The organism is Nocardia sp. NRRL S-836 (assembly GCF_001279525.1).
In the GTDB taxonomy this organism is placed as follows: Bacteria; Actinomycetota; Actinomycetes; order Mycobacteriales; family Pseudonocardiaceae; genus Lentzea.
On sequence record NZ_LGDY01000014.1, the window covers coordinates 1 to 16,245 of the forward strand.

The 16,245-nt window shown below is 70.8% G+C and carries 13 protein-coding genes and 1 pseudogene; 8 read left to right on the forward strand and 6 right to left on the reverse strand.

Annotated features, from left to right (window positions below; translation table 11 throughout):
- The 4 genes and pseudogenes from ADL03_RS04065 to dnaB all read left to right on the forward strand — a co-directional run.
- Positions 1 to 245, forward strand: a pseudogene (locus ADL03_RS04065) (single-stranded DNA-binding protein); the annotation flags it as partial.
- A gap of 57 nt (positions 246 to 302) precedes the next feature.
- Complete coding sequence (gene rpsR / locus ADL03_RS04070; RefSeq protein WP_030465683.1) at positions 303 to 542, forward strand: 30S ribosomal protein S18; 240 nt, start codon at positions 303 to 305, stop codon at positions 540 to 542.
- Positions 543 to 559: 17 nt separating this feature from the next.
- Positions 560 to 1,012: a 50S ribosomal protein L9 gene (gene rplI, locus ADL03_RS04075; RefSeq protein ID WP_053732014.1), complete on the forward strand. Its 453-nt coding sequence runs from the start codon at positions 560 to 562 to the stop codon at positions 1,010 to 1,012.
- 489 nt (positions 1,013 to 1,501) lie between these two features.
- On the forward strand, positions 1,502 to 3,553 hold the full coding sequence (gene dnaB / locus ADL03_RS04080; RefSeq protein ID WP_053732015.1) for a replicative DNA helicase: 2,052 nt from the start codon (positions 1,502 to 1,504) through the stop codon (positions 3,551 to 3,553).
- Positions 3,554 to 3,618: 65 nt separating this feature from the next.
- Here dnaB and ADL03_RS04085 read toward each other — a convergent pair whose 3' ends face one another.
- Positions 3,619 to 4,404: an SDR family NAD(P)-dependent oxidoreductase gene (locus ADL03_RS04085; RefSeq protein WP_053732016.1), complete on the reverse strand. Its 786-nt coding sequence runs from the start codon at positions 4,402 to 4,404 to the stop codon at positions 3,619 to 3,621.
- Positions 4,405 to 4,504: 100 nt separating this feature from the next.
- On the opposite strand from ADL03_RS04085, the gene ADL03_RS04090 reads away from it, so the two are divergent.
- Entirely contained in the window at positions 4,505 to 5,116 is a 612-nt protein-coding gene (locus tag ADL03_RS04090) for a TetR/AcrR family transcriptional regulator (protein ID WP_053732017.1), read from the forward strand.
- A gap of 95 nt (positions 5,117 to 5,211) precedes the next feature.
- Positions 5,212 to 5,709, forward strand: coding sequence for a GNAT family N-acetyltransferase (locus ADL03_RS04095; protein WP_082372866.1), 498 nt, complete (start codon positions 5,212 to 5,214; stop codon positions 5,707 to 5,709).
- Here the strand turns inward: ADL03_RS04095 and ADL03_RS04100 are convergent.
- On the reverse strand, positions 5,706 to 6,230 hold the full coding sequence (locus ADL03_RS04100) for a TetR/AcrR family transcriptional regulator (RefSeq protein WP_053732019.1): 525 nt from the start codon (positions 6,228 to 6,230) through the stop codon (positions 5,706 to 5,708). The genes ADL03_RS04095 and ADL03_RS04100 overlap by 4 nt on opposite strands.
- Between ADL03_RS04100 and ADL03_RS04105 the strand changes: the two genes are divergently transcribed.
- Entirely contained in the window at positions 6,174 to 7,094 is a 921-nt protein-coding gene (locus tag ADL03_RS04105) for an SDR family NAD(P)-dependent oxidoreductase (protein WP_231641468.1), read from the forward strand. The two genes, ADL03_RS04100 and ADL03_RS04105, sit on opposite strands and share 57 nt — an antisense overlap.
- A gap of 101 nt (positions 7,095 to 7,195) precedes the next feature.
- Here the strand turns inward: ADL03_RS04105 and ADL03_RS04110 are convergent, their stop codons facing one another.
- From ADL03_RS04110 to ADL03_RS04120, 3 genes are all read right to left on the reverse strand, one after another.
- On the reverse strand, positions 7,196 to 10,366 hold the full coding sequence (locus ADL03_RS04110) for a chaplin family protein (RefSeq protein ID WP_053732020.1): 3,171 nt from the start codon (positions 10,364 to 10,366) through the stop codon (positions 7,196 to 7,198).
- 239 nt (positions 10,367 to 10,605) lie between these two features.
- Entirely contained in the window at positions 10,606 to 11,367 is a 762-nt protein-coding gene (locus tag ADL03_RS04115) for a hypothetical protein (RefSeq protein WP_157527946.1), read from the reverse strand.
- Between the two features lie 153 nt (positions 11,368 to 11,520).
- Positions 11,521 to 13,698 (reverse strand): hypothetical protein, encoded by a 2,178-nt coding sequence (locus ADL03_RS04120; RefSeq protein ID WP_053732022.1) that lies wholly within the window; start codon positions 13,696 to 13,698, stop codon positions 11,521 to 11,523.
- A gap of 79 nt (positions 13,699 to 13,777) precedes the next feature.
- Between ADL03_RS04120 and ADL03_RS04125 the strand changes: the two genes are divergently transcribed.
- Complete coding sequence (locus tag ADL03_RS04125) at positions 13,778 to 14,929, forward strand: AI-2E family transporter (RefSeq protein ID WP_053732023.1); 1,152 nt, start codon at positions 13,778 to 13,780, stop codon at positions 14,927 to 14,929.
- 9 nt (positions 14,930 to 14,938) lie between these two features.
- On the opposite strand, the gene ADL03_RS04130 is transcribed toward ADL03_RS04125, so the two are convergent.
- Complete coding sequence (locus ADL03_RS04130) at positions 14,939 to 16,135, reverse strand: diguanylate cyclase (protein ID WP_053732024.1); 1,197 nt, start codon at positions 16,133 to 16,135, stop codon at positions 14,939 to 14,941.
- Positions 16,136 to 16,245: the final 110 nt, after the last annotated feature.

The following is a 16,245-nucleotide window of genomic DNA, read 5'->3' on the forward strand; positions in this document are numbered from 1 at the left end:
TCGAGACGAAGGAAGGCGAGAAGCGCACTGTCGTGGAGCTGGAGGTCGACGAGATCGGCCCCTCGCTGCGCTACGCGACCGCGAAGGTCAACAAGGTCAGCCGTGGAGACGGTGGTGGCGGCGGCGGCTTCGGCGGCGGCGGTGGCCAGCAGTCTCGCGGCGGCGGTGGCGCGCCCGCTGACGACCCGTGGGGTTCCGCCCCGCCGGCCGGCTCGGGTGGCTTCGCCGACGAGCCCCCCTTCTAGACCACTGCACCGGTCATCCAGAACTTGATCACTGCGTATTCCAGGAGTTAGAGACACATGGCCAAGCCGCCTGTGCGCAAGCCCAAGAAGAAGGTCTGTGCCTTCTGCAAGGACAAGAGCGCAAACCTGATCGACTACAAGGACACGACGCTGCTGCGGAAGTTCATCTCCGACCGCGGCAAGATCCGTGCCCGCCGCGTCACCGGCAACTGCTCGCAGCACCAGCGCGACGTCGCTGTTGCCGTGAAGAACGCCCGTGAGATGGCGCTGCTGCCCTACACCTCGACCGCTCGCTAAGGAAAGGAGACACCGCGATGAAGCTCATCCTCACCGCTGACGTTTCCGGCCTTGGCGCTCCCGGCGACATCGTCGAGGTCAAGGACGGCTACGGCCGCAACTACCTGCTCCCGCGCGGTCTCGCGATCGTCGCGACCCGCGGTGCGCAGAAGCAGATCCAGGTCATCACCCGCGCGCAGGACACCCGGCGCGTGCGCGACCTGGACCACGCCAAGGAGATCAAGACCGCGCTCGAGGGTCTCTCCGTGACGCTCAAGGCCAAGGCCGCCGCCGGCAGCTCCAAGCTGTTCGGCTCGGTCACCGCGTCGGACGTGGCGGCTGCCGTCAAGTCCGCCGGTGGTCCGGTCCTGGACAAGCGCGCCATCGAGCTGCCGGGTCACATCAAGACCACCGGCAACCACTCCGTGACGGTTCGCCTCCACCCGGAGGTCACCCTCACGCTGCCGGTTCACGTCACCACGGGCGAGTAGTCAGCCCTTCTCGCCGCTGACGGCTCGTTCGCACAGTTGAAGCGCTACCCACCCGATACTCCGGGTGGGTGGCGCTTTCGCTCGTTCGGAGCATCGGCTCTTTGTCCACTTCCTGTGGATAACCGATGTGCTCCGCCACCCCGCGACACGCCGAAGAAGCGTTTTTTCGCGACACGCCGAGGCTGTGGCGCACAACTTCTTCCACAACTTGTACACAGCCACTGAGCTGCAGTTACTTCTGTCACTCCACCGGTTGTCAACAGGTTGTCCCCAGCGTCCGCGCCCCTGTGCACGGCCATCCACAGGTTGTCCCCCAGTTGTCCACAGGGCGATCCACACACCGGTTTGCTTGCTCCGGACGGGTCCCTCTAGCGTCGCAGCACGGGTGGCGGCATCGCACAGCGTGGCCGTCCGGAATTGTCGGTGCCGCGCGGTACAACTAGGTGACGCGCACCGGCTCTCGACGTCTTTCGCAGGGGTGATTTGGCAGTGGCGCTGGTCGACGACCGGGGTATGGCGGAGCCCAGTTTCGAACGTCAGCCGCCGCAGGACCTCGCCGCTGAGCAGTCGGTGCTGGGCGGCATGCTGCTGTCCAAGGACGCCATCGCGGACGTGATCGAGGCGCTCGCGCCGAACGACTTCTACCGCCCGGCGCACCAGGCGATCTACGACTGCATCCTCGACCTCTACGGCCGCGGCGAGCCCGCCGACCCGATCACGATCTCCGCCGAGCTGGAGCGCCGCGGCGAGCTGCTGCGCGTGGGTGGCGCGCCGTACCTGCACACGCTGATCGCGACGGTCCCGACGGCGGCGAACGCCGGGTACTACGCCGAGATCGTGGCGGAGAAGGCGGTGCTGCGCAGGCTGGTCGAGGCGGGCACCCGCATCGTGCAGCTCGGGTACAACGGCGCCGAGGGCGCGGACGTGGACGAGGTGGTCGACCGCGCGCAGTCGGCGATCTACGAGGTGACCGACCGCCGCACGACCGAGGACTACGCGGTGCTGGAGGACCTGCTCCAGCCGACGATGGACGAGATCGACGCCATCGCCTCGCGCGGTGGCCAGTCGCTCGGCATCCCGACCGGCTTCGCCGACCTGGACGAGCTGACGAACGGCCTGCACCCCGGCCAGATGATCATCGTCGCCGCGCGTCCCGGTGTCGGCAAGGCGCTGGCGCTCGACACGCCGCTGCCGACCCCGTCCGGCTGGACGACGATGGGTTCCGTGGCGGTGGGCGACCACCTGATCGGCGCCGACGGCCGCCCGACCCGCGTGGTCGCCGCGACCGGGGTGATGACCGGCCGCCCGTGCTTCGAGGTCGCGTTCTCCGACGGCACGGTGATCGTCGCCGACGCCGAGCACCAGTGGCTGACCGAGTCGTGCAGCGAGACCGGCGGGTTCTGGGCGATCCGCACGACGCAGCAGCTGTTCCACCGCGTCGGTGTGTGCCGCGTGTTCATCCGCATGTCTGCGGCCTGGGAGCTGCCGGCGGCCGAGCTGCCGCTGGCGCCCGACTCGCTGGGCAAGTTCCTGTCCGGCCTGGGCGAGCTGGAGCTGACCGACGACGAGCTGCGCGTGGCCAAGGAGCTCGGCCTGGCCGACGAGCCGCACATCCCGGCCGCCTACCTGCGCGCGTCTCGGGCCCAGCGGACGGAGCTGCTGGCGGCCCTGCACATCGACGGCCGGTTCGCCCGGCTGCGCCGCGACGTCGACGAGCTGATCGCCGGTCTCGGCGAGCACTCCCAGGTGGAGATCGTGGCGGTGCGCCCGGTCGCGTCCGTGCCGGTGCGGTGCGTGGAGGTCGACAACCACGACCACCTGTACCTGGCCGGCGAGACGATGATCCCGACCCACAACTCGACGCTGGGCCTGGACTTCGCCCGCTCGTGCTCGGTGAAGCACGGCCTGACCAGCGCCATCTTCAGCCTGGAGATGAGCAAGACCGAGATCGTCATGCGCATGCTCTCCGCGGAGGCGCGCATCCGCCTCGGCGACATGCGCGGTGGCAAGATGAGCGACGACGACTGGACCCGCCTCGCCCGCAGGATGAGCGAGATCAGCGAGGCGCCGTTGTTCGTCGACGACAGCCCGAACCTGACGATGATGGAGATCCGCGCCAAGGCCCGCCGCCTCAAGCAGCGCCACGACCTCAAGCTGGTGGTGGTCGACTACCTCCAGCTGATGAGCTCCGGCAAGCGCACCGAGTCACGTCAGCAGGAGGTCTCGGAGTTCTCCCGGTCGCTCAAGCTGATCGCCAAGGAGCTCGAGGTCCCGGTCATCGCGATCTCCCAGCTGAACCGCGGTCCCGAGCAACGCACCGACAAGCGCCCGATGCTCTCCGACCTGCGTGAGTCCGGCTCCCTCGAACAGGACGCCGACATGGTCATCCTGATCAACCGCCCGGACGCGTGGGAACGCGACGACCCCCGTGCCGGCGAGGCCGACCTGATCATCGCCAAGCACCGCGCCGGCCCCACGGCCACCATCACCGTCGCCCACCAGCTGCACTACAGCCGCTTCTCGGACCTGGCCCAGCAGTAACGCGGGCGGGGTGGCCGCAGGGCTTCGGTTCCTGCGGCGACTCCCCATTGGTCTGGCCGGGTTCTCTAGATCTGCGCCTGGCCGCCGTCGACGAAGAACTCGATGCCGTTGACGAAGCTCGCCTGGTCGGAGGCGAGGAAGACCGCGGCGTTGGCGATCTCGGCCGGATCACCGACCCGGCCGAGTGGCACTCCCGCCGTCGCCTCGTCGAGCAGGGCCTGCTCCTGGCCGGAGGGGACCAGGCCGAGCAGTCCGGGCGTCTTCGTCGGGCCGGGGCTCAGCACGTTGACCCGGACGCCACTCGCGCCGAGCTCGATGATCCAGGACCGGGCCAGGTTGCGGACCGCTGCCTTGCTCGCCGAGTAGACGCCGAGGCCCAGGGTCGGCCGCAGTGAGCTGGTCGAGCCGGTGAGGATCACCGAGGCGTTCGCGGCGAGCAGCGGCAACGCCTTCTGCACGGTGAACAGCACGCCCTTCACGTTGGTGCTGAAGGTCTTGTCGAACACCTCCTCGGTCACCTCGGCCAGTGGACCGGCCACTCCGCCGCCGGCGTTGGCGACCAGCACGTCGATGCGGCCCTTGCGCTGCTCGATCGTGCGGTAGAGGGCGTCCAGGTCGGCCAGGTCGGACGAGTCGGTCCGGATGGCCTCGACGTTCGAGCCGATCTCGGCGGCCGCCGCGTCGAGCTCGGCCTGCCGTCGTCCGGTGATGAACACGTGGGCGCCCTCGGCGACGAACCGTTCGGCGATGGCGCGGCCGATACCGGTACTGGCCCCGGTCACCAGGGCGACCTTGCCCGCCAGGGCTTTGCCAGCCGCCTGCACGTTGTCTTCCGCTAGCACGGTGGTCATTTCTGCTGTCCTCGCTCGTGTCCGGCAGCCATTATGGACTGCACATTCCAGAACATACGAGTTATGGAACGGTTCGTCAAGAACGGGTAGGATGACTGGCATGGCGAGACCACGGAGCTTCGACGAGGCGCAGGTCCTGCGGGCGGCGCGGGAGCGGTTCGCCACGACCGGATACGCCGCGACCAGCATCGACGAGGTGGCGGCGGCGACCGGCCTCGGCAAGGGCAGCCTCTACGGCGCCTTCGGCGACAAGCACCAGCTGTACCTGCGGGTGTTCGACGGCTACTGCACCGACGTCAGCGAGCAGGTCGAGCAGGCCCTGGCCGGCCCGGACTCCGAGGCGTTCGAGCGGCTGAGCGCACACGTCCACGCCGTGGCGGCCAGCACCGCGGCGGACGTCGAACGCCGCGGCTGCCTGCTGGCGAGGGGCACCGCGGAGCTCTCCGGCCAGGACCCGGCCGTGGCCGCCCGCGCGTTGCGCACCTTCGAGTTCTTGGAAGACCTCTTCGTGGCGTGCCTGGAGAAGGCGCAGCGGCACGGCGACATCGACCCGGACGCCGACCCGCGTGCGCTGGCGGGACTGTTGCTGGCCGCTCTGCGCGGGATCGAGGCACTGGGCAAGGCCGGGAAGAGCGCGGCCTCGTTGCACGGCATCGCCGAAACCGCGCTGGCTCTTCTCCCACGCCCGGTGGCCGCCGGTCGCGCGGGCTGATCGCGGCAGCGCGCAACCCCGGCCCGGACGTTGCACCGCGGGGTGGCGCGACGTACACATGCCCGCCTACGCACCGATAGCGAGTCTCTGGCCTGATGACGAACGGATCTGCTGCGGTTCTACGGCCGGCTGAGCTTGCCGACGTACCCGCCCTCGTCGCGTTGCGGCTCGCCAACGCCGCTCGGCACGTCGCCCTGGACCCGCGGATCTACCGGGTGCCGGACGCGGAGGCGGTGCGCCGCCACTTCGAGTCGGTCCTCGGTTCGGCGCTGATCACGGTCGCCGAGGTGGACGGATCCGTGGTCGGCATGGCGGAGGTGGTCCTGCTGCCGCCCGCGCCCGACCACCAGATCCTGGTGCCGCGCACCGGCGCCGACCTCCACACCGTCGTCCTCGACACCCACCGCGGCCGGGGCATCGGGGCCGCCCTGGTCGCCGCGGCGGAAGAGGTCGCCGCCGCGCACGGCGTGTCCACCCTCTACGCCGGCATCTTCGCGACGAACACCGCCGCCGTCTCGTTCTACGGCGCCTGCGGCTTCACCCCGCGCGGCACCCTGCTCAGCAAGACCGTTCCGGCACAGCCCGAGCACTAGCGCGGCTGGAGGCCGCGCAGGGCCGTGTCCACCACCTGGTCGGCGTACTCGCTGGTCAGGGGAGCGGTGCGGTGCAGCCAGCGGTGGAGGACCGGCCCGAACACCAGGTCGACGGCCACGTCCAGGTCGACGTCCTCGGCCAGCTGACCGGCCTCCTGGGCGGCGCGCAGGCGGGCTTTCTTCAGCTCGCGCATCGGGCCGTCGAGCCGTCGCGCGTAGTCGGCGGCCAGCGCCGGGTCGTGGACGATCTCGGTGTGCATCGCGCGCATGGCCTGGTCGAAGCGCGGGTCGTTGAGCTCGTCGACCGTGGCGCGCAGGACCAGCTTCAGGTCCGCCGCCAGGTCACCGGTGTCGGGCAACGCCGCCGCCTCGCCCTCGCCGGCCATCGCGAGGAAGGCGTCGAACAGCACCGCGCCCTTCGACGGCCACCACCGGTAGATGGTCTGCTTGCCGACACCGGCCGCGTGGGCGATGCCCTCGATGCTGAGCTTCGCGTACCCCACCTCCCCGACCAGGTCGATGGCGGCGGTGAGGACGGCCCGCCGCGCGGTCTCGCTGCGCCGGCTGGGATCGGGGACGGCCGCGGTCTCGGCCGCGCCTTCACCGAGGCCGCCCTCGCCGCCGGTGACCGGGTCGTCGGCGCGGCACGTGACGTCTCACCGCTCGACGCGCTCGCCACCCGGCACCCCGGCCGCCTGCTGGCACTGCCCCTCGACGTCACCGACCGCTCGGCGGTCTTCGACGTCGTCGGCCGGGCGGTCGAGCACTTCGGCCGGCTCGACGTCGTGGTGAACAACGCCGGTGCGCTGTTCACCGGGATGGTGGAGGAGTTCACCGAGGCCGAGGCCCGTGCCCAGCTGGAGGTCAACTTCTTCGGCGCGCTGTGGGTGAGCCAGGCCGTGCTGCCGCACCTGCGCGCGAACGGCGGTGGTCACGTCCTGCAGATCTCCAGCATCGGCGCGCTCGGCGGGTTCCCGAGCACCGGCCTCTACAGCGCCAGCAAGTTCGCGCTCGAGGGGATGAGCGAGGCGTTCGCCGCCGAGGCGGCGCGGTTCGGCGTCAAGGTCACCATCGTCCAGCCCGGCGGCTACTGGACCGACCTCTACACCAGCAGCACGGCCACCACGCCGAACCCGGCCTACGACCAGCTCCGCGCGGAGCTGGAGCAGCAGTGGGCGGAGGGCTCGGTGGACAGCGAGCCGCACCTCGCCGCCGAGGCGGTCATGACCCTCGTGACCAGCGACGACCCGCCGCTGCGGCTCCTGCTGGGCAGCATGGTCTACGACGTCGCCTTCGACCTGTCCCGGCGCCGCATGGACACCTGGGCGGCCTGGGAAGCGACCAGCCGCGCCGCCGAGAAGGCCGTCCCCGCACCACAGCACTGAGCCCCGGCGACACCGTCGTGTCGCCGGGGCTCGGCTTCTTACCGGAGGAGGGTGTTACAACCTGAGGTGACTCAGGGCGATCTTACGGGGTCGTACGACCCTTACAGCGTGCCCGCCACGCGCTGGAACACGTTGGCCGGGTCGATCATGCTGAGCGCCGGGACGTCGGCCGGCAGGGTCGGCATCGAACGCTCCTTCGACTGGCCCAGACCAGTGGTCGGGTTCAGCTTCAGGCCCGAGATGGTGGTCGGACCGGCGACGGGCAGCGTGGGCACGGTGGGCATCGAACGCTCGGTCGGCACCGGCAGGCGGACCGGCAGCGCCGGCAGAGCCGGAGCGGTCACCGGCAGGGACGGCACCGAGCGCTGGGTGGGCGCACCGGACAGCAGGCCCTGGGCGGCGTTCAGCACCTGCGCGAGCGGGAGACCCTGGATGTTCGGGGTCAGGTTCGCGGCGCTGTTCTGGCCCAGGGGCAGCTCGGCGCGCTGCTTTCCGAGCTTGTTCACCGGCAGCTGACCCACGGGCAGCTGCTTGCCGACGGGCAGCTGACCCACGGGCAGCTTGCCGACCGGCAGCTTGCCGACCGGGAGCTGCTTGCCGACCGGCAGCTTGCCGACGGGCAACTGGCCGACGGGCAACTGGCCGACCGGGAGCTGACCCACGGGCAGCTTGCCGATCGGGAGCTGGCCGACGGGCAGCTTGCCGATGGGCAGCTGACCGGCCAGGCCGGTGAGACCGCCGAGGCCGCCCAGCGAGGGCAGCGTGTTCACGGGCAGCGTCTTGAGGGACGGCAGGCCCTGGAACGCGGGGACCTCGGTCGGGCCCATCAGCTTGTCGATGCCCTTGGGCAGCTCGATGCCCTTGAGCTGGGTGGCACGCAGGGTGCCCTCGTCCTCGCCGGTGAGCTGGGTGTCGTCGCTCGTGCCGTTGGTGAAGGCCTGGCCGACCAGCTCGACGGGGATGCGGCGGACGTTGGCCGCGGCCTCCGCAGGAACGGTCGCCTCACGACCGGACAGCGGGCCTTCGCCCACGGTGCCCATCTGGCCGCCGGCCTGGGTGTTCGAGCCCTTGTCGGTCCAGGTCGAGGCCGAGCCCGCGGCCGCGATGGCGTCCGCGTAGGGCTGGACGGCCGCGTTGGCGGGCACGTGCAGCAGGTTGCCGGAGACCGAGCCGTCCTTGCCGGACGTCTTCGAGTCCTCGCCGGCCTGGACGTCGGTGTCGGTGGCGGAGTCCGAGGTGGTGAGACCGGCCGCCGAGACCGAGTTGCCGGGGACCGGCACGAACGGCGTGGCCTGCGCGCCGATCAGGTTGCCGGCGATCGAGCCGCGCTCGCCGGTGCTCTGGACGTCGCCGCCCGCGACCGAGTCGAGGTCGTTGCTGGAGGTGGAGTTGACGTTGCCGCCACCACCGACCGACCAGCCCATGACCTGGGTGGCCGACGCGACCGGTGCCGAGACGGCGTTGCCGCCGATGGAGCTCTGGGAGCCGTCGGTCTTGGCGTCGCCACCGGACTTCATGTCGGTGGCGTTGTCGGCGTGCGCCTCGTTGTTGCCGACGAGGGTGACGCCGTCGCCGAACACCTGGGCCGGCGTCGAGGTCGGGACCTGGAAGACGTTGCCGGAGACCGAGGACTTGCGGCCGGTCGCCTTGGGGTCATCACCGGCGGTGACCGAGGTGTCGTTGGCGCTGGTCGACGTGGTGTTGCCGACCAGGCCCGCGGTGTCGCCGAAGACCTGTGCGGCCGCGGCGGTCGGCGCGGTCACGATGTTCGACGAGACGGTGCCGCGGTCGTCCACGGTGTTCGGTTCGCCGGTGGAGCGGATGTCCTTGACCTCGTCCGCGGAACCGGTGGCCTGGCCACCGACGGTCGCGGCGGCGCCGTAGAGCTCGGCAGGCGCGGCGAGCGGCGTCTGCGCGACGTTGCCGGAGAGGACCGAGTTGTTACCCGTCGTGCCCTGGTAGCCACCGGTCTCCGACCGCACGTCGTTGACGCAGGTGCCGGTGGACTGACCAGCGCCGGAGGCACCGTTGCCGCACACGTCCAGGGCCGTGGCCGGCGGGACGTTCGCGACGTTGCCGGACAGGACCGAGTCGTGGCCCTTGGTCCAGTTGTTGCCACCGGCGACCGAGTCGGCCGAGTTGGCGTGGTCGGCCCCGCTGTTGCCGACGAGCGACGCGGCGTTGCCACCGGCCGCGACGGGCAGCGAGATCGGGGTGTCGGCGATGTTGCCCGAGGCCGAGGAGCCGTTGCCCGCCGTGTTGGTGTTGCCGGCCGCACGCGACTGGTTGACCGTCTCGCTGGTCGCGTAGGCGTTGCCACCCGCGGCTGCCGCGTTGTCGTCGAGCGTGATCGGGCCGGCGAGCGGCGTCTTGGCGACGTTGCCGGCCAGCGTGGCCGGGTCGCCGTTGGTCCACACGCGGTCGCCGGCGTGAGCGGTGCCGGACTGCTTGGAGTCGGTGGCGGCGTTGCCCGCACCGGCGGCCGAGTTGCCGTTCACCTCGACGAGCGGGGCCAGCGGGACCTGGCCCGCGTTGCCGGACAGCGTGCTGTCCTTGCCGCTGGTCTGCAGCATGCCGTAGGACTTCGAGATCGTGTCCGCGGTGGAGCGGGACTCGGCGATACCGCCCGCGCCCACGGCGTTGCCGGTCATCTGGACCGGGGTCGCGCCCTGCTCGGCGATGATGTTGCCGGAGAGGGAGCCCTTGTCACCGTTGGTGATCATGTTGCCGCCGGTGGTACCGGTCTGGCGTGCGGCCGTGTCGTTCGCGGCGTTGCCACCCGCGGCGAACGAGTTGCCGGTGACCTGCGCGGGCAGGACGTGGTTGACGGCGACGACGTTGCCGGCGACCGCCTGGCCCTGGCCGGTCGTCTTGACGCTGCCGTCGCGGTTCAGGTCCTGCGCGCAGTCGGCGGCCGTGGCGCCGTCGGCGAGGGCCGAGATCTGGTTGCCGCAGACGTTGACCGGCACATCGGCGTGCGCCTGGAGCGTGTTGCCGCGGGCGTTGGACGTCGCGGTGTCCTGCAGCCGGCCGCTCACCGAGCGGAACAGCGGGTTCGTGGCGACCGGTGCGGTCGTCCTGGTCGGCACCGCGTTCGCGACGCGGTCCGTGCTGATCGTGCGGTCGACCGTCGGCGCGCTCACGTTCCTCGCCGGGTTGGCCAGGTTGTTCTGGTCGATCTTGACCGGAACCGACGCACCCGCGTCAACGACCGGAGGGGCGGCATCCGGGTTGACGTTCTCCTGAGCAGAAGCGATGCCCGTACCGAGCATCAGCAAACCACCAGTGACAAACGCGGACTGGATTCCGCGCTTTGCCCAGGTCTGCATTCGATCTCCTTCCAAAGCCCCTGTTGTCAGGGGGGTTCACGGGGGTGGGGCCGGACGCGTGGGGTCGCGTCATCACCGGGGGAGTGCACGCGGTGCCGACCGGAAGGAGCGCATGAGAAAAAGCGCGACGGTCGACTTCCGGACAGCCAGGGGAGAGGGCTGCCGCGGACCGCGCGCTGAGATCAGTCGGGGGTGGTACCAGGCTGCTTGCCCGGCTTCACGGTCACCTCGTCGGTGGACGGCGCAAGAGCGCGCGCCACCGAGATGCCGGGAATGTCGCCGGACGCAGCGAAGGCAGCTTTGCTGCTGCCGCCCGCAGCACCAGACCCGTCGGAACCACACGTGCACTGCACCGGCGCGGGCGCCGGAACGGGCAGCTTGGGAGACGGGTCGGCGGGCAGGGACGGGTGCTGCTCGGACGGCACCACGAGGTGGCGGGTCTCGAGCAGCTTCGTCCAGGTGGCACCGGTGGGGCCGGTGAGTTTCGTGAACACCTTCGCGACCGGCGACTGTCCGGCCTCGGGGGTGACCGCCGGCGCCGCCTCGTACGTCACGTCCATGGCCCGCGAGGTCGCGGGGGTGGTGGGCGTGACGGCCGTGGTGACGCGGGGCAGGACCTGTGCGGCGATCTTCTCGATCGTCTGGTGGACCTGCGCCTGTGGCAGTGCCGTGCGCGCCTTCTCGTGCTCGGCGCGCAACGTTTCATCGATCTTGTGAACGGCCGTGGCAGCGGGCACGACGACCGGCAGCTTCTCGTCGACGGAGACGATCTTGGTCACCACGTCGAACTGCTGCGGCTCGTCGGCTGCGTGCGCCGAAGCCGTCGAGAGCGCCCAAGCGACGGCCGTGCCCGCGATCGCTCCACCGACGGCGAGCAGCGCTCGGGTGGCGAACCGGCGGATGCCGTTCGCTCCCGTCTTCGCTCGCAGACCGGCAGAGGACAACGCGGGAACCTCGCTTCTGGGGTGACGCTCCGGGGAGACGCCGACGATCATGCTGATCAAGTCGACGGGGCCGACAATGCCACCCGCGCCGCCCCGAACGCACGCCCAGAGCGCCCGGTTAACTACATCGTGTGACGAGCGCGGTGGCCCCCGTCACACGCGCTTCAGGACGCGGGCCGCACCGGCCGCGGCCGTCGAGGCGAGCACCCAGCCGACGGCGACGAGCAGCGCGGAGATCCACTGCGACGCGCCGGTGAACCGCCACTTCCCGTCGTGGCCGAAGTCGATGATCGGGATCAGCAGGTCGAGCGCGAGGAGCCAGGCGTTCCACACCGGGTCCTCGTCGGAGTTGAGCTTGACCATCGGGTGCCAGTTGAACCACAGCGCGCCGCCCAGCCAGAACACGCCGAGCCAGCAGATCGCCAGCCACGGCCGGTAGCCGTACCCGACCGTCCACCGCTGCACGCCGCCCCAGACCCGGCCCGCCCAGCCGAGCTCGGAGTAGCGGCGGCGTTGCTTCTCCAGCTGGACCCGTTGCGCGAGCTCCTCCTCACCGCCCTGCTGGTAGACGGCGGCGAGCTGCTCGTACGGTCCGGGCGCGAAGTCCGGCTGCACCTTGAGCAGCCACTTCAGCCGGGTCTCCACCGGCACGTCCGGGTCGGCGGTGATGCCCTCGAACGTGAAGTCGTCCACGGCGACGCCGCCCTCGGCGTCCCACAGCCCCGGCCCGTCGGTCACCGAGATCGCCTGCAGGCGGCTCAGCACGACCTTGCCCTTCGGCTGCTGGCCCTCGGGGATGTGCAGGCGGAACTGGTGCACGGTCAGCCCGTAGGCGTTGAGCGCGATGTCGGCCGACGTGGAGCCGAGGTGCGAGTTGCTGAACGTGGCCATCTTGCCGACCTCGCCCAGCCGGATCCGCACGCCGCCGACCGCGGTGAACCCGCGGCTGCACAGCAGGTCCTTGCCGATCGTGATGGCACGGGCGTCGAGCGACGGTTTCTGCGTGCCGTTCGGACGCAGCCGCGGCATCGTCAGCGAGGCGCCGGAGCAGTCGAGCGTGGAACCGATGTTCGCGTTCTGCAGCCGGATCGAGCCCTTGGCCTTCAGCTCGCGCAGGAAGAGCGTGCCGCCGATCTCCAGCCGGTCGGCGAACAGGACGTCGATGCCGGGCCCGTGCAGGGAGACGCCGGACATGCTGGCGCTGCCCTGGATGTGCGCGTTCGACAGCCGCACCTGGCCGTAGGTCTGCAACGCGGGCGAGCGCAGGCCGGTGCCGTTGACCGCGCTGCGGGCCTCGACGTCGCCGCGGACCTGCATGCCGTCGGCGTGGATGGCGACCGGGATGCGGTTGGTGATGTCGCCGGCGAGCTCCTCCGCGAGCTCGCGCGGGCCGATCACCGCGCCGGACAGCCGCAGGTACCCGCCGATGCTCGCGTTGGGCAGCCGGACGGTGCCGGTGCTGGTGAAGCCGTCGTCGAGCTCGACGTTGCCCTCGACCCGGACGCGGTCGGCCACGAGCGTCGCGGCCTCGTCGGCCAGTCCGTGCGGCAGGACCAGCACCTGGTGGTCGACGCGGTGGGCGGAGTGCAGCCGGGCGCCGGTGAACTCGAGGTTGCCGCCGACGCGGGCACCGTCGAGCAGCACCCGGCCGTCCGCGGTGAACCGGCCGCCCTCGGCGTTGCAGAAGACGTTGCCCGCCACCACGATCCCGGACGCCTCCAGCGCGTCCCTGCCGGTGTTGATCAGCCGCGCGCCACCGAGGTGGACGCTGCCGCCGATCGCGGCACCGCGCAGCCGCACCTCGCCGTTGGCCCGCAACGCGATGGCCTGCAACGAACCCGAGACCCGCAGGCGGGCGCCGAGCAGCGCGTGGTCGGTGTTGCCGCGCAGCACGGCGCCGGCCAGCCGCAGCGTGCCGTCGACGGCGGCGTCGGTGAGGTCGACGGTGCCGGTGCAGGTGAAGCCGGCTTCGAGGACGAGGTCGCTGAACACCCGGAGGTTGCGGCCCTGGATGCCGGGCACGCGGGTGCCGCGCAGCCGCAGGCCGATCAGCCGGGCCATGCGCAGGTCGAGCGGTTCCTCGAACGCGCAGTGCGTGAGGTCGATGACCCGCGTGACGCGCGTGCCCTCCAGTTCGAACTTGCCGGTCACCCGCGCGTTTTGCAGACGCAGAGCGGGCAATCCCTTGCGCGGCACCCGGTACATGCCGGTCAGCAACCCGGTGAGCACCTCGCCGCGCACGCTCTGCCCGGTCAGGTCGATCTCGGTGCCGCCCGCATAAGCCCCGGCGACCTGGCGTTCGACATCGGTCAAGTCTTCCGGCTTGATCACTTCCGCCCTCCCCTGACGAACCGGATCATCCCTACCAGGTTCCGCGTTGGCCAGGGCCCGAACAGTTAACGTGAGGCACGTGAGCGCACCGGAGTCGGAGATCAGCAGCCGCGTCCCGAAGCTGCTGAGGGTGAGCGCTGCCCTGAGCTGGCGCTTCGTGGCGGTGGTGGCCGCGTTGTACGTGGTCGCGTACGTCCTGGGCTATCTCGCGTCGATCGTGATTCCCGTCGCAGTCGCCCTCCTGCTGGCCGCACTGCTGTCGCCCGGCGTGGCGAAGCTGGTCGAGTGGCGGGTCCCCCGCGGCGTCGCGACGACGGTGATGATGATCATCGGCATCGGCGTGCTCGGCGGCGTGCTGACGTTCGTGATCAGTGAGTTCTCCCGCGGCCTGCCCGAGCTGCAGACCCAGGTGTCGGCCTCGCTCGACACGATCCAGCAGTGGCTGAAGGACGGCCCGGCACACCTGTCCGACGCGCAGCTGCAGGGCTACCTCAACGACCTCGTGAAGACGATCAAGGAGAACCAGACCGAGATCACGTCCGGCGCGCTCACCACGGCGGCCACCCTGGGCGAGGTGCTGACGGGCCTGCTCCTGGCGCTGTTCACGCTGATCTTCTTCCTGCACGACGGCGACGGCATCTGGAAGTTCGTGACCCGCGCGTTCCCCCGCGACGTCCGCCCCCGTGTCGACGTCGCCGGCCGCCGCGGGTTCGCCTCGCTCGTCTCCTACGTGCGCGCGACGGCGGCGGTCGCGGTCGTGGACGCCGTGGGCGTCGGCATCGGCCTGGCGATCATCGGGGTGCCTCTGGTGGTGCCGTTGTCGGCGTTGGTGTTCCTCGGCGCGTTCATCCCGATCATCGGTGCGGTGTTCACGGGCGCGGTGGCGGTGCTGATCGCGCTGGTGACCAACGGCCCGATCGCGGCGCTGATCGTGCTGGCGGTGCTGATCGGCGTGATGCAGCTGGAGTCCCACGTGCTGCAGCCGATCCTGCTCGGGCGCGCGGTGAAGCTGCACCCGCTGGCGGTCGTGATCGCGATCGCCGTCGGGTTGGTGGCGGGCGGCATCGCCGGTGCGCTGCTCTCGGTGCCGTTGCTGGCGGTGCTGAACTCCGGCATCCGGTCGCTGATCTCGGACGCGGACTCGGTGCAGAAGCCGGAAAAGGTGGACGTGCTGGAACCGCAGGAGTCCGCACCGCCGGACGACCGGAGCGAGCGGCAGAAGGAGCTGTAGGCCCGAGCTTCAGGCCATCGAGACCAGGTTGCGGCCGTACGCCTTCGCGGCCAGCAGTGCCGCGTCGGCCGCGACCAGCAGGTCCGGCAGCTCGTAGCCGAACCTGGTCGTGGTCGACACGCCGATGCTCACGGTCAGGCCGCGCAGCTCGTGCGGTTTGCCGTCGGTGCCCATCGTCGGCACCCGCAGTGCCGCCACGGCCTTGCGGACGCGTTCGGCGACCGACTCGGCCTCGTCGGGGGTGGCTTCGGGGAGCAGGACGACGAACTCCTCGCCGCCGAAGCGGCCGACCAGGTCGCCGCGGCGGACGGTGCCGCGCAGCAGCAGGGAGATCGCGGCCAGTGCGGCGTCGCCGGCGAGGTGGCCGACCTCGTCGTTGACCCGTTTGAAGTGGTCGAGGTCGAGGAGCATCACGGCCATGGGGCGGGTGCGGGAGGAGCCCTTGGTGAGCTCGTAGCGGGCGCGGCTGTCCCAGTGGACGGCGTTGGCGAGGCCGGTTTTCGCGTCGCGCTGGGCGGAGCGGCGCCATTGGGGGAGTTGGGCGGCGCGTTCGAGCAGGGCCAGGGGCGGGCCGGCGATGAGGGCGTGGATGGCGTTCGACTCGGCGACGCAGCCCATGAGGCCGCCGATGGAGACGGCGACGATGCCCAGCACGGCGTCGATGGGTTCGCCGACGTTCTCCTCGAAGGTGGCGGACGGGTTGCGGAGCTTCAGGCCGACGGCGATCAGGGCCGCGCGCAGCACCAGCAGGACGGTCGCGGCGAACACCATCAGCAGCAGGTTCGCCTTCGGGTCCAGCCAGCCGAGCAGGTAGCGGGTGGCGAAGACGGACAACGCGGTGGCGCTCAGGGTGAAGACCCAGCGGTGGGTCTCCGGGCGCTGGGCGAGCAGGCAGTGCAGGGCGGGGCCGAAGAGCAGCAGCACCAGCAGGTTCGGCGGCAGGGCCAGGACGCCCGCGGTCAGGTAGGAGAGGTGGGCGGCCCACGGGTTGCGCTCGGTCTCGCCCATGCGGTGGCTGTAGATGGAGCTGAGGATGATCACCGCTCCCGCGGTGCCCGCGATCGCCGCGAAACGGGCGACTTCGGAGGGTGACGGGCGCTCGGAGTAGACGATCACGTAGGTCACGAGGACGAGAGCTGATCCGTCGATCAACAACCAGTAGCCGAGGGCACGCCGCCGCAGTGTCCACACCGGCCAGTCAAGCACCTGTACTTGCCCTCCCCCGCCCAACGGGAGCGCTGCCCCGAACCCGGAGAGCGTCGCACATTCGGCCGTTCGGCAGAAGACGGCCACCTGGGGGTTAGCCAGCGCACGTT

Coding starts and splice junctions, on each gene's coding strand:
- rpsR (WP_030465683.1), top strand. CDS start 303: ATGGCCAAGCCGCCTGTGCGCAAGCCCAAGAAGAAGGTCTGTGCCTTC.
- rplI (WP_053732014.1), top strand. CDS start 560: ATGAAGCTCATCCTCACCGCTGACGTTTCCGGCCTTGGCGCTCCCGGC.
- ADL03_RS04085 (WP_053732016.1), bottom strand. CDS start 4,404: ATGACCACCGTGCTAGCGGAAGACAACGTGCAGGCGGCTGGCAAAGCC.
- ADL03_RS04090 (WP_053732017.1), top strand. CDS start 4,505: ATGGCGAGACCACGGAGCTTCGACGAGGCGCAGGTCCTGCGGGCGGCG.
- ADL03_RS04095 (WP_082372866.1), top strand. CDS start 5,212: ATGACGAACGGATCTGCTGCGGTTCTACGGCCGGCTGAGCTTGCCGAC.
- ADL03_RS04110 (WP_053732020.1), bottom strand. CDS start 10,366: ATGCTCGGTACGGGCATCGCTTCTGCTCAGGAGAACGTCAACCCGGAT.